Below are 12,876 nucleotides of genomic sequence, written 5' to 3'. Positions count from 1 at the left end.
AAAGTGTTGCGCGATTAATTGTGGAGCTAGGTTGTGTCAGAAGATGAGTTTTTTCAGGCAGAGATGCTGGGAGTCACGCCCCTCAAGCGCGATGCCAGGGAGCGCCTGCTGCGAAAAGACAATGGCGGTGATGGGGAAGCGCGTAGGCAAGCCGCTGAAGGGGAGCCAGAGGGTCGTCTTAATTCACTGGTGGATGAGGGGGTCGAGCCTCTTGATGCCTGGTACGTTCTAGCCTTTAAGCGCCCCGGTATTCAGCATGGCGTTTATAAAAAGCTCAGGCAGGGTCGATACGAAATTGACGCAAGACTCGATCTTCACCGGCTTTCAGTCAAGCAAGCTCGCATTGATGTACACAGTTTTATTCAGGACGCCATGCAGTACGGCTTGCGCACCGTATTGATTCTTCATGGCAAAGGTCAGCGTAAGGCTGAGCAAGAGAAAACCGCAGTGCTAAAGGGCTACGTTAACCACTGGTTGCAAGACTCAGAGGAAGTTCAGGCGTTTCACTCTGCTCAGCCAGTCCATGGCGGCACAGGCGCTGTGTACGTGCTGTTGCGCAAGAGTCTGGAGAAGAAACGTGAAAACAGAGAGCGCTTTCTCAAGGGGCGGGTGCCCTACGATCGACCGGCTGACTAACCAAGGGCAGTTAGCGCTTGTTTAGGATTCTCCAAGCTTCGATACCAGGAGTGTGTTGAGCAGCTGTGGGTTGGCTTGTCCTTTAGATGCCTTCATGACTTGCCCCACAAAAAAGCCAATCAGCTTTTTTTGTTTGCTTTCTTCGGCGGCTCGATATTGAGTCACTTGGTCAGGACAGTCAGCGATCACTTGATCGACCATGGCTTCCAAAGCTCCCGTATCTGTCACTTGCTTCAAGCCGCGGGTTTCAATAATGGCATCGGCAGTCCCTTCCTGCTGCCACAACCCCTCGAACACTTGTTTTGCTAATTTGCTAGACAAGGTTTCGTCAGCTATTCGAACGATTAGTCCTGCGAGAGCCTCAGCAGAAACCGGCGATTGGCTGATGTCCAGATCCTCGCGATTTAACGCGCCCGCAAGGTCGCCAAGAATCCAATTGGCAGCTAATTTCGGTGCTTTACTTACGGTCGCTGCAGTCTCGAAAAATTGTGCCAAGGTAGGTGTGTCAGCGAGTAAAGCAGCATCATATTGGCTTAGCTCATACTGGCTAATGAAGCGTGTTTGTTTAACTCTTGGGAGTTCAGGCAGCGTGTCTCTAATAGCCTCAATGTATTCATCGTCGATAATAATCGGGAGTAAATCAGGCTCGGGAAAATAGCGGTAATCGTTGGCGACCTCTTTTGACCGCATTGCGCGGGTCTCGTTTTTATCGGCGTCATAGAGGCGAGTTTCTTGGGTAATGGTTCCCCCGTATTCCAGTAGGTCCTGCTGTCGCTCGGTTTCAACGGCGATGGCTTTCTCAACGAACTTAAACGAATTGACGTTTTTGATCTCGGTGCGAGTGCCAAACGCTTCACTGCCTGAGGCTCGCAGCGAGATATTGATATCGCAGCGCATGGAGCCCTCGGCCATATTGCCGTCTGAAATTCCTAGGTAAATGGCTAGGGAATGCAGGGCTTTCAGGTAAGCCACAGCCTGAGCTGCGGTTCGAAAGTCGGGTTCAGTGACAATCTCAAGAAGGGGAGTTCCCGCACGATTGAGGTCAACGCCTGTCTGGCCACTGTATAAGTCATGCACAGACTTTCCAGCGTCCTCCTCAAGGTGTGCCCGGGTAATGCGAATGGGAAACACCGAGCCGTCCTCCATTGGAATATCAAATTTTCCCTCGCAGACAATAGGCTCGAAAAATTGGCTGACCTGATACCCTTTGGGTAAATCGGGATAGAAATAATTTTTCCTGTCGAAAACGGATCGCTTGCCCAAGCGGGCATCGATAGCCAAACCAAACATAACGGCATACCGCACAGCTTCACTGTTAAGCACGGGAAGCATCCCAGGCATGCCAAGGTCGACTGCACAGGCTTGAACGTTGGGCTCTGCACCAAATTGATTGGCGGCACCTGAAAAAATTTTACTCTTGGTCGCAAGTTGCAGGTGTACCTCAAGCCCCATGACCACTTCCCAGCTCATTGGTTTGCTCCTGCCATAGTGGGTCTAGCGAGGTGGTGGTTGGTACGTAACTGAAACCGATGCCCCATTCTCAGCAAAGTCGTTTCATCAAAGGCTCGCCCGATGAGTTGCAGTCCCACTGGCATGCCATTGATGAGTCCAGCAGGAACAGATAGTCCCGGCAGACCGGCGAGATTAACTGAGAGGGTGTATATATCTTCAAGATACATGGCGAGTGGGTCGTCGGATTTAGCGCCCAAGGGAAAGGCGGTGCCGGGAGCAGCAGGTCCCGCAATGACGTCGCAGTGCTCAAAAGCCTTTTTAAAATCTTCGCTGATAAGGCGTCTGACTTGCTGGGCCTTTTTAAAGTAGGCGTCGTAGAAGCCCGCTGACAAGGCATAGGTTCCCACGAGAATCCGTCGTTGCACCTCCTCGCCAAAACCTTCACTGCGCGACCTTTCATAAAGATCATTGAGGTTTTCGGGGTTCTCACAGCGATGGCCAAATCTAACGCCGTCATAGCGGGAAAGATTTGTAGAGGCCTCTGCTGGGGCAATAATGTAGTAGGTGGCTATTCCCTGCTCCGTGTGGGGTAGTTCAATATCGACAAGCTCTGCGCCCTCCTTGACTAATTCATCCAGCGCTTCGTGGATTTTTTTAGCAACCTGCTCGTCTAGGTTGTGACTGAAATACTCCTTAGGCACGCCAATTCTCAGACCCGCGACAGGCTGATTGAGTCCGGCAGAGAAATCGGGTACTTCAAGATCTGCTGAGGTGGAATCTCCGGCATCGATGCCGCTCATGGCTTGGAGCATTAGGGCGGCATCTTCTACGGTTCGTGTCATGGGGCCGGCTTGATCTAGTGAAGAGGCAAAAGCAATAATTCCCAGCCGAGATACGCGACCGTAGGTTGGTTTTAATCCTGTGATACCGCATAGGGAGGCGGGTTGACGAATTGACCCTCCGGTATCAGTCCCAGTGCTAAGCGGGGCAAATCCGGCTGCAACTGCGGCAGCTGCACCGCCAGAGCTTCCCCCGGGCACACAATTAAGATCCCAAGGATTCCGCGTAACACCAAATACTGAGGTCTCTGTGGAGGAGCCCATGGCAAACTCATCCATATTCGTTTTGCCCAGCATGACAGTTCCTGCCGTGCGGAGTCGGCTGACCACGGTGGCGTCGTAAGGCGGGATAAAGTTCCTGAGCATCTTTGAGGCGCAGGTGGTGGGTACGTTGCGGGTGCAAAAAATGTCTTTGTGAAGTAGCGGCACCCCAGTCAAAGGCCCGGCTGACCCGTTGTGTAGCTGTAAATCGGCGGCTTTAGCTTCTGCTATCGCGGCGTCCTCACAGAGTGTGATGACAGCGTTTACCTCGGAATTGTGGGTGGCAATGGCATTTAGGCAGGCTTCGGTGAGCTCAACGGCAGAGATTTTACCAGTGTGTAATGCCGAGGACAGTTCAGATGCGGTAGCGTAAGTGAGAGATTCCAGCGACATTAATCGATAACCCTAGGGACCAGAAAGAATCCATCGGCTACGGCCGGAGCGGCTTGTTGAAGTGCTTCACGTTGGTTGCTCTCAGTCACACAATCGGGTCGCAGTCGCTGATGCATGTCGTGTGGATTAGACATGGGTACGACGCCGTCGGTGTCGATTTTTTCCAGCTCTGCAACCAAATTTAAAGTCCGACCAAAGCGATCTGTCACGTCATTTAGTGCGGTGTCGTCGATGTGCAATCGAGCGAGCTGTGCTACCGACAGCACGTCTGCAGGAATAGTGGGCATGGCGGGATGTCCGCTGTGAGAGAAAGGGGCGAAGCTACCACAGATTCACCTTGCCCAAAAACCCCCACGTTGATACATTCACGCCTTAAGACGAAGCTTGAAGTCGCTGATTTAGAGCCTTTTTTACCGTTTTTTTTCAGCACTTGGCTTTGCCATAACAAAATACTGCACCCTCATTGCGCTCCTACAGGTGAGATTTACAGAGGGTGCACGCATAGATTCCACGGGACCAAAGTATGTTCAAGCGCCTACGCGGCCTGTTTTCCAATGATTTGTCGATTGATCTCGGCACAGCGAATACGCTGATTTACGTGAAAGATAAAGGCATTATTCTCGATGAGCCATCGGTCGTGGCAATTCGCATGCACAATGGCCAGAAGACCATTGAAGCGGTCGGACGAGAGGCCAAGCGGATGCTGGGCAGAACACCCGGCAACATCAGAGCCATTAGGCCCCTGAAGGATGGTGTAATCGCCGACTTTCAGGTCACAGAAAAAATGCTCCAGCATTTCATTGCCAAGGTTCACGAGACCCAATTCATCCGGCCGAGCCCTAGGGTACTGATCTGCGTCCCCTGTATGTCGACTCAAGTTGAGCGGCGGGCTATACGAGAATCTGCTTTGAGTGCTGGTGCTCGCGAGGTTCGGTTGATCGAGGAACCTATGGCGGCGGCTATTGGGGCCGGTTTGCAGGTCGATGAAGCCACGGGTTGTATGGTTGTGGATATCGGCGGTGGCACCACTGAAATCGCTATTATTTCTCTGAACGGCGTTGTTTATCGCGATTCCATTCGTGTCGGTGGTGATCGTTTCGATGAATCTATTATTGCTTTTGTTCGACGACGCTACGGGAGCCTTATAGGTGACTCTTCGGCTGAGCGGATTAAGCAAGAAGTTGGCTGTGCCTACGAGTCGAGTGAGCTTCGAGAAATTGATGTCAGGGGCCGACACCTTGCCGAAGGGGTTCCCAAAAGCTTCACCTTAAACAGCGACGAGATTAGAGATGCTTTGGCTGATCCGCTGCTCGCAATTTTGCGTGCTATAAAGGTCGCACTCGAACAGTCGCCCCCTGAATTGGCCGCCGATATCGCAGAGTCGGGTATTGTGTTAACCGGCGGAGGTGCGTTACTGCGAGACCTCGATAAGCGAATTATCGACGAAACGGGCTTGCCGGTTATTGTCGCAGAGGAACCGCTAACTTGCGTTGCCCGCGGTGGCGGCAAGGCATTGGAGCTGGTAGATCGACATGCCCTAGATTTGCTCTCCACAGAGTAGAGACTCCTTTTTCAACGTTGAGGTGAGGTGAGCGATCAAACCCCTATTTCTTAAAGAAAAGCATGTGGGTTGGCGTGCCACTTTGGCAATCGGTTGCAGCCTGCTACTGCTTTTTTATCTGCGTGACCATCCTGCGCTGGAAACCCCGCGACAATTCACCACTGATTCTGCGGCGCTTGTGTATCGCATTGCGGCGGCACCCGTATCGGCTTTCAACAGCCTTGGAGAGTTCTTCAAGTCCTACAACACCCTGCGAGCAGACAATGACCGGTTGTCGCAAGAAAACTTGGTTCTAAAGGGGCAAACCCAAACACTTGCAGCTGTTCTCGCTGAAAATGGACGCTATCGCGCCTTGTTACGATCGGCCGAGACACTTGAGCGCGAGGTCATGGTCGCTGAGATTATCGCGCTGACCGCAGCGCCATCTCGTCATGAGTTAATCATTGATAAAGGAAGTGCGGACGCTGTGTACATGGGGCAACCGTTGCTTGGGGCAGATGGCCTAATGGGGCAGGTCATTCAGGTTGGGCAGTACAGTAGTCATGCGCTGCTGATTACCGACGCGACCCACGCGGTCCCCGTTCAGGTGTTGCGCAGTGGCGTTCGGGGTCTCGCGGAAGGAACCGGGACATTAAATCGATTGGTGGTCAGACATATTGCAGCGACGACTGACATTAAAGAGGGTGACACGTTAGTGACGTCGGGGCTTGGAGGCCTTTTTCCCTCGGGATACCCAGTGGCTATAGTGAAGACAATCGTGAAGCAGCCTGGCTCGTCATTCTCACAAGTCATAGCCGAGCCAATCGCGCATCTCGATCGCGGGCGCCATGTGATGCTGGCGCTAGACCTAACACCTAGTGGCAGTCAGTAGTTGTGATCGCGGAAAGAGGCTCCTGGGTAGTCTTAGGTTCGATTTTTGTGGCACTTTTGTTGGTTGCGATTCCAGTGCCCGTTATGTGGCGAGGGTACGTTCCTGACTGGCCCCTTTTGTTCCTGTTTTATTGGGTTCTAGCATTGCCTACCCGTGTGGGAGTGCTACTCGCCTGTGTGGTCGGAATGCTCACTGACCTTCTTGACGGGTCACCCGTTGGTGCGACATCTGTTGGTGCCGTATTGGCCGTACTCGTCATTCTTGTCAGCTATCAACGTGTTCGCCAATTTGATGGGTTAAAGCAGAGTCTAGTGATGGGGCTGTTGATTTCGTTGGTTCATCTCGTGGAGCAGCGTTTGGAAACGTTTCTGGGGTGGCAGCATGTTGGTACGGCCTTTCTCATGCCGGCAGCGATCTCTGTGCTGTTCTGGGTGCCAGTGCGTAATTGTCTGAGATTTGTACGACGGTTCTACGAGGTTCAGTGATGAGGATAGTGCTCGCTTCCGCAAGCCCCAGGCGTCGATCGCTACTAGAGCTCCTTTTAACTGACTTTAGCTGTGTGAAGCCTGACGTCGACGAAAGTCTCAGAGCAGGTGAAAGCCCACGAGATTATGTCTCTCGCCTAGCAATTACTAAAGCCTCAGCGGTAGATGCGCCGGGTGAACTCATTCTAGGGGCCGACACGACGGTAACGGTAGACAATGAGGTTCTTGGCAAGCCGAAGGATCGTGCAGATGCAACGCGGATGCTTTCGATGCTTTCGGGGCGGTCTCACGATGTGCTGACTGGTGTTGCTGTGCGATGTGGTGACGTTGTTGACAGTTGCGTGGTGTCCACTTCAGTTACCTTCGCAAAACTTTCGCAGCGAGACATATCTCGTTACCTCGATACCGAAGAACCTTGGGACAAAGCTGGTGCTTATGCGATTCAGGGGCGAGGAGGTGTCTTTGTTTTGCGCATTGAGGGCAGCTATTCTTCAGTGGTGGGGTTGCCTCTTGTTGAAACCAAGGCCCTGATGGTTGATTTCGGTGCAGGTTTAGATCAGTGAGACCGTATGTCGGCTGAGCGAATATACCAAGTGCTAGGAAGAACGCTTTGGCGCGCGATGCTAGTGCTGGTGGTTGTTCTAGCGGTGTATGTTGCGGGTGCTCGAGCACTTTTAAGTGCTTTGCCGGCGTACCAAGAAAATATTGATGCTTGGGTTTCTGAGAGAATCGGATTCAGTTATCAAATCTCCAGCCTTCGCGGAGATATCAAAAAATTTCAACCGAGCATCCAAGTTACTGATCTGCGGCTCGCGCTGCCGAACGGCACGCCGCTTATTTTTGGTTCGGCAGAGGTCACTGTCGATCCTTGGGCTTCTTTGTTGGCAGGGCAAATTCGACTCGATACGCTTCGTTTAGATGGTCTTGGAGTTGACTTGCCCGTGGGCGCTTTGCCGGTAATGAACGGTGATGGCAGCGGCGCCCGTTTGGCTGCTGAGCTTTTGGTGGCGTTTCGTAAAGTCACTATTGAGCGAGCAGACATTTGGTTGGTGGGGGCAGAAGGCGGTCGCGAGCCGTTGAAATTGACCCTTGATTTGCGTCGTGCAGGAAGTGAGCGTCAAATAGCGGTAGAGGTGGCGGGTCCAAGCAATTCGCATCTCAGCATCTCCGGCTCGAGTGTTGGCGATATCCTACAGTTGGACCGGTTTGTCGGTGAGTTGTATGGCCATCTGAGTCTCCCTAATGCCCGGTGGCTGGCGAACCTGCTCGGCCGCGAGGTGAGCGTAATTGGTGAGCTGGATTTCTGGTATCACAGCAACAGCCAATCCCCCACTCTTGAGGCGTCACTGGCTGTCTCTGAGCTGACTTGGTCCCATGAAGATGGTCGCACGTCAAAGCTTGATAGGTTGGCTTTTGACGCGGGGGTCAACATTCAGCCTGCCGGCTGGACAGGCCGACTCCAATCATTTGCTATGAACTCGAATGGCTCTGATTTTTTCCTGGACCGACTACAGATTGAAAACCGTGGAGATAGTCTGCGGTTGCAAACCGAAGCATTGGATGTCGGTGATTTGTTAGCAACGGTGGTTACCAGTGATTTATTGCCAGGGAAGGTCTCTGACATATTTTCTGAGCTGGCCCCAACAGGGTCTGTTCTGGCAGTAGAAGCAGAACTGGCAGATTGGCGGCAGCCGCTTTCAGACTGGTCTGCTACGGCAGAAGTCAGAGACATTTCCGTACAAGCACGAAAAAAGATACCAGGACTTTTGGGTATGGATGGAACGGTGGTGGCGACTCATATGGGCGCCACAGCTTGGCTCGATACCCAGAACTTTGTATTGGATCTACCCAAGGCGTATCAAAAGCCGATCGAATTCACTCAGGTTTTGGGGAGGCTTTCGGCAAGTTGGGATGCAGATACGCTCTTCCTGAGGGATGGTGTTTTTAAGGGTGAGCAAGCAGACCATCAAGCCCGCGCCCTTTTTGGCATGACCATTCCTCTGGTGCCTCAGGCTGCGAAGGGTCCGCCTTTAGCGATGTACCTAGATGTCGGCGTTCCTGTAGCAGGGGTCGAAGTTCGTCAAAACTATATCCCCTATCGAATTCCTAACGTGCTCGAGGACTGGTTGGACAGCAGTATTTTAGGTGGACGTTTATCACAGACAGGTTTTTCGTGGCGAGGTGGCTTTAAGGGTTTCGGCTCAGGGCGTCAGAGTATGCAGATCGCGGCGGAGATATCTGATGGCAGTATCAGATTCCAACCTAACTGGCCGAGGATTGATGGCTTTGAGGGAACGTTACTGGTAGATACTGATCGGGTGAGTGTGTGGGCGAACACAGGCATCATCAGCAATGCTGTTGTCGAGGACGTTTCGGTAGAGGTGGATGCCGCTGGCACCGCTGGCGAGCTGTTGGCCTTTGGCAGGTTTCAGGGGCGAGGAGCGGCGGCCTTAGATCTGTTGCGGAACAGTCCAATTTACAACGTCAGCCCTGCGCTTTTGGACGATCTAAATTTTCAGGGCGTTGTTGCCGGCGCTTTAGACTTGGCGATGAATATCCGATCACCCGATGCAGCGCCACAGGTAACTGTGTCAACAGAGTTGTCTCAGGCTAAAGTGAGTTCGCGTCTTTTGGCACTGACGTTGGACGATTTACAGGGTGGGTTAGATTTTGATTCAAAGACCGGCTTCGCTAGCCGCAATTTGCGATCTACTTTGTTTGGGGAGCCCGTTTCGACAGAAATAGGATCGGGTAGCTCTGGACTTAACGACGCAGAATTATTTGATGGGCGATTCGTTGCTGAAGTGTCAGCGACTAATTTTTTATCATGGAGCCAGGGTCTAGCGAGGTATTCCTTGGCCGACGAACAACAAGCGCCGCCTCTGTCAGGTAGGACTCAAGTTGTTGTCGATGCTGCTGTCGGCAAGTCAACTCAATTCCACTTGAGTACGACTTTAGAGGGTATGGCAGTGAGCTTACCCGAACCGCTTGGAAAATCGGCGGACGAAGCTGCACCCTTGACCGTTATTTTACAGCCGAGTGAGCCTACCCCCTGGGAAGTGTTTTGGTTTGAGCGTGGTCAGGCACAAATCTACCAGAGCGAGGCAGGTCTTACTGGTCTGGCACTTGACCTAACACCACGGGCTCAATCCATTGTTTTTCCCCATGGGCCGATAACTTCTGGTGTCGATGTCTTTGGGCAAATATCACGGGTTGAGCTCGATCCGTGGCTGGCAACCTTACGCCAGTTCAAGCTTGCAGCAAGCGGCGCTCAATCCCAGTGGCCCCTTCGGATTACCACCTTGGGAATTAGTGAGCTAGTCGTGGGCACGATTGCTGTCGAGAACGTGACCGTAGATGTCACGCCTTATACAACTTGGCACCAACTTGGTATCAACACGTCGTGGTTGGATGCAGAGTTGACCATTCCAAAAGACGATCGAAGTATTGCGCTCATTATCAATCAACTTGACTACGATCAGCTCAGTGGCCTCAACACTGTTGCGACCGGTGTGTACCCCTCTGAAGACGAAATAAGAGCGCGTCGGCCACCGGAGCTACCGGTCTCTCTTGATGTCACCGTGGCAAACCTTATGTATAAGAACCGGGCTATGGGTGCAGCGAAATTCCGTTTAAAAAGTGCGGCTGACGCCCTAGTCATCGAGGACATACAAGGCCAGCTGGCGGGATTGACACTGTTGGAGGGAAGCGATTTAACGTGGTCTGAAAACAACCAAGGTCGCTGGGTTACGGAACTCAATGTCTCAGCGGAGTTGCTCGATTTTCAGCGCACTTTTACGGATCTCTCATTGGAGCCCTTGGTTACCACGCGCTCAGGCGTGATCGAGACACATCTTGCTTGGCCAGGCGGACCCACAGATTTGAACCTGCTTGCTTTAACAGGGTCGGCGCAAATGCAATTAACAGAGGGCTCCTTTTTACCTGTCTCGTCTGGGGCAACTGGCGCTGTGCGGGTATTTAGTTTGTTAAACCTAGCGGGGCTCTTCGGTCGAGCAGACGTGACCAGAATTTTTGATCCGGGTGTTGCGTTTCGCTCAGCGGTTGGAGAATTTGAATTCAGCCCGGGTAACGTCAAGATTCCACTGTTTGACATAAATGGCACCGGGGGCGGATTCAACTTTAAAAGCGATATTGACCTTGTCACCGAGATGATCGACGGGGAGTTAGTAGTGACCTTGCCGCTGGTAGAAAATATTCCTTGGGTGGCAGCTTTAGTGGGAGGGATTCCAGTAGCGGCGGGAGCTTATTTGGTTAGCAAGGTGTTTGAAGACCAGTTCTTAAGCTTAAGCAGCGGTGTTTATGCCGTAAAAGGTAATCTCAGCGCTCCAGAGGTCACTTTCATTCGAATCTTTGATGCCGGGTCGCCGGTTGATTTGCAGCCCCCGACGGCTGACAGCCCACAAGAGAGCGCTCAAAAATCTAAGTCGGAAGAGTCCTGAAGCTCTCGGAGGTATTTAAACAATTTTCTCGCATGCTCTTTGGCGCGAGGTCCTTTGGGGTCGCATTGACGGACAAGCTGACGAAGCTGTTGACGATCGGCGTGGGGAAACGCCGCTAACGTTTCTGGCAGGGCGCCATCGCCGTCAGCGATTAGCGCGTCTCGTAACTGTTCAAGCTGATGCAGTTGTGCCCGCTCCTCCTGATGAACGCCGTCGAGCTTTGCGAGGGCGTTTTCTATGGGTTCGGGATCGATCACCCGCATGAGCTTACCAATGTACTGCAGTTGGCGGCGAAGTCCCCCTCGCTGAGTGATTTTACGCGCTTGAAGAACCGCCTCCTGTAAACGGGGGTCTTCGATTGGAACTTGCTCGAGCTGACTCGGTGTTAGATTTACCAAGCGGGTTCCCAGCACCTGCAGTGCCGTCATAGCACGTTTTTTTGAGCTTTTACTCGGCGGGGCATCCTCAGGATTCCAGTCGCTGTCTTCGAGATCTGTTTTAGCCATAAAAAATTGCTGCCAATCCAAGAAAGGATAAAAAGCCCACGACGTCTGTGACCGTGGTGAGTACGACACCCCCTGCAAGCGCAGGATCAATTCCTAGCCGCTTTAAAGTCAGCGGTATAACCGCACCCGCTAAACCAGCGGTTATTAGGTTGATCATCATTGCCGCGGCAATGACCGCGCCTAGCGTCCAGTCCTCAAACCAAACAGAAGCCGCTGCGGCAACAACGAGAGCCCAAAGTATGCCATTAGCGATTCCTACGAGGGCTTCCCGTGCCACCAGCCAACGTTGGTTACGACTGTTTAATTGGCCCATTGCGAGGCCTCGAATTAAGACAGTTAATGTTTGGGTTCCCGCGACGCCGCCCATTGAGGCCACGATGGGCATCAGAACCGCGAGAGCAACCACTTTTTCAATAGTGTCTTGAAATAAATTGATCACTGACGAAGCAATAAATGCGGTCAATAGGTTAATGCCCAACCAGACCGCGCGACGTGGTGCCGTTTGCATTACGGTGGCAAAGGTATCTTCGTCTTCTCCGATGCCCCCTAAAGAGGTCAGGGAGTGGTCGGCTTCTTCTCGGATCACGTCAACCACGTCATCAATGGTAATTCGACCCAACAATCGATTTTGTTCGTCTACAACGGGTGCTGAGATCCAGTCGTTTCGCTCAAATAGTCTAGCCACTTCAGCCGCGGGTAGCTGTGCAGGAATCGCATCGCGATTTGTGAGCATCATTTCTCTTACCGACTGGGCTGGATCGGCAACCAAAAGAATTCGTATCGGGAGAAGACCGACGAAGTGATCTTCTCGATTGACGACAATAATGCTGTCGGTATTTTGCGGAATCTCTGCGTGGCGTCGGAGATACCGCATGACGACATCGAGTGTCAGATCAGCGCGAATCGATATGGTGTCAGTGCTCATCAGGCCGCCGGCAACATCATCTGGAAACGCCAGCACTGTGGCCAGTCGCGTTCGATCGGTCTCATCCATGATCCCAAGCACTTGCTCGGTAATGGAATTTGGAAGGTCGTGAAGAATGTCGGCGACGTCGTCGTCATCGAGCTGACCTACGATCAAAGCCAGAGCTTTAGGCTCCATTTCCACAAGGATTTGATTGCGTAGGTCTTCGGGTAATTCGTTGAGAACGTCGGCTTCTTGTTCTGGCTCTAATAAGCTCCAGATGACCTGTCGGATTCGGGGAGGATACGAAGTGATCAGGTAGGCCACGTCACCCGGCGACAAATCGCCGACAATACCCGCAACGTCACCAAGGGTTCCCGCGTCGAGAGCGCGATCGAGCTGCGCAAGCTGTTTTTCTGTTGTAACCGAAGAATTCACCGCTAGCCTCCGTTCCCTGCTGCAGATTATCGGTGACTATTTACTGGGGTGCACCCATGGAGAGGGTGAA

General features: G+C 52.5%; 11 protein-coding genes. 6 read left to right on the top strand and 5 right to left on the bottom strand.

All coding sequences use genetic code 11. From position 1 onward, the window contains the following. Positions 1-33 precede the first annotated feature (33 nt). On the top strand, positions 34-636 hold the full coding sequence (gene smrA / locus ACMAZB_RS11990) for a DNA endonuclease SmrA (protein WP_435217467.1): 603 nt from the start codon (positions 34-36) through the stop codon (positions 634-636). 21 nt (positions 637-657) lie between these two features. On the opposite strand, the gene gatB is transcribed toward smrA, so the two are convergent. Genes gatB through gatC form a run of 3 tightly spaced genes read right to left on the bottom strand, consistent with a single transcriptional unit; the run spans position 658 to position 3,868 of the window. Then, positions 658-2,106: an Asp-tRNA(Asn)/Glu-tRNA(Gln) amidotransferase subunit GatB gene (gatB, locus tag ACMAZB_RS11985; RefSeq protein WP_435217465.1), complete on the bottom strand. Its 1,449-nt coding sequence runs from the start codon at positions 2,104-2,106 to the stop codon at positions 658-660. Then, entirely contained in the window at positions 2,103-3,581 is a 1,479-nt protein-coding gene (gene gatA / locus ACMAZB_RS11980; RefSeq protein WP_435217463.1) for an Asp-tRNA(Asn)/Glu-tRNA(Gln) amidotransferase subunit GatA, read from the bottom strand. Before gatA ends, gatB begins: the two co-directional genes overlap by 4 nt. Next, entirely contained in the window at positions 3,581-3,868 is a 288-nt protein-coding gene (gene gatC / locus ACMAZB_RS11975) for an Asp-tRNA(Asn)/Glu-tRNA(Gln) amidotransferase subunit GatC (RefSeq protein ID WP_435217461.1), read from the bottom strand. Before gatC ends, gatA begins: the two co-directional genes overlap by 1 nt. Positions 3,869-4,104: 236 nt before the next feature. Between gatC and ACMAZB_RS11970 the strand changes: the two genes are divergently transcribed. The 5 genes from ACMAZB_RS11970 (at position 4,105) to ACMAZB_RS11950 (ending at position 10,958) form a co-directional block, all read left to right on the top strand. Beyond that, the gene (locus ACMAZB_RS11970) at positions 4,105-5,142 is read left to right on the top strand and encodes a rod shape-determining protein (RefSeq protein WP_435212143.1); all 1,038 of its coding nucleotides are present in this window, start codon (positions 4,105-4,107) and stop codon (positions 5,140-5,142) included. A 64-nt stretch (positions 5,143-5,206) separates the two neighbouring features. Then, positions 5,207-6,013, top strand: a complete 807-nt coding sequence (mreC, locus tag ACMAZB_RS11965) for a rod shape-determining protein MreC (RefSeq protein WP_435217459.1) — start codon at positions 5,207-5,209, stop codon at positions 6,011-6,013. 47 nt (positions 6,014-6,060) lie between these two features. Then, positions 6,061-6,498, top strand: a complete 438-nt coding sequence (gene mreD, locus ACMAZB_RS11960) for a rod shape-determining protein MreD (RefSeq protein ID WP_435217457.1) — start codon at positions 6,061-6,063, stop codon at positions 6,496-6,498. After that, positions 6,498-7,061 carry a Maf family protein gene (locus ACMAZB_RS11955; RefSeq protein WP_435220082.1) on the top strand — a complete coding sequence of 188 codons (564 nt, stop codon included), beginning with the start codon at positions 6,498-6,500 and terminating at the stop codon, positions 7,059-7,061. Before mreD ends, ACMAZB_RS11955 begins: the two co-directional genes overlap by 1 nt. A gap of 6 nt (positions 7,062-7,067) precedes the next feature. After that, positions 7,068-10,958, top strand: coding sequence for a YhdP family phospholipid transporter (locus ACMAZB_RS11950; RefSeq protein WP_435217455.1), 3,891 nt, complete (start codon positions 7,068-7,070; stop codon positions 10,956-10,958). On the opposite strand, the gene yjgA is transcribed toward ACMAZB_RS11950, so the two are convergent. Both yjgA and mgtE read right to left on the bottom strand, forming a co-directional pair. Next, entirely contained in the window at positions 10,931-11,464 is a 534-nt protein-coding gene (gene yjgA / locus ACMAZB_RS11945; RefSeq protein ID WP_435212136.1) for a ribosome biogenesis factor YjgA, read from the bottom strand. The two genes, ACMAZB_RS11950 and yjgA, sit on opposite strands and share 28 nt — an antisense overlap. Beyond that, on the bottom strand, positions 11,457-12,806 hold the full coding sequence (gene mgtE, locus ACMAZB_RS11940; RefSeq protein WP_435217454.1) for a magnesium transporter: 1,350 nt from the start codon (positions 12,804-12,806) through the stop codon (positions 11,457-11,459). The genes yjgA and mgtE overlap by 8 nt, the downstream gene beginning before the upstream one ends. Positions 12,807-12,876: the final 70 nt, after the last annotated feature.

This window comes from Luminiphilus sp. nBUS_07 (genome assembly GCF_051201685.1).
In the GTDB taxonomy this organism is placed as follows: Bacteria; Pseudomonadota; Gammaproteobacteria; order Pseudomonadales; family Halieaceae; genus Luminiphilus.
This window is presented reverse-complemented; position numbering and strand designations above follow the sequence as displayed.

Bases quoted from the DNA above. Each gene is read 5' to 3' on its own strand.
- gatA (WP_435217463.1), bottom strand. From the start codon at position 3,581: ATGTCGCTGGAATCTCTCACTTACGCTACCGCATCTGAACTGTCCTCG.
- ACMAZB_RS11970 (WP_435212143.1), top strand. From the start codon at position 4,105: ATGTTCAAGCGCCTACGCGGCCTGTTTTCCAATGATTTGTCGATTGAT.
- ACMAZB_RS11950 (WP_435217455.1), top strand. From the start codon at position 7,068: ATGTCGGCTGAGCGAATATACCAAGTGCTAGGAAGAACGCTTTGGCGC.
- ACMAZB_RS11955 (WP_435220082.1), top strand. From the start codon at position 6,498: ATGAGGATAGTGCTCGCTTCCGCAAGCCCCAGGCGTCGATCGCTACTA.
- gatB (WP_435217465.1), bottom strand. From the start codon at position 2,106: ATGAGCTGGGAAGTGGTCATGGGGCTTGAGGTACACCTGCAACTTGCG.
- yjgA (WP_435212136.1), bottom strand. From the start codon at position 11,464: ATGGCTAAAACAGATCTCGAAGACAGCGACTGGAATCCTGAGGATGCC.
- gatC (WP_435217461.1), bottom strand. From the start codon at position 3,868: ATGCCCACTATTCCTGCAGACGTGCTGTCGGTAGCACAGCTCGCTCGA.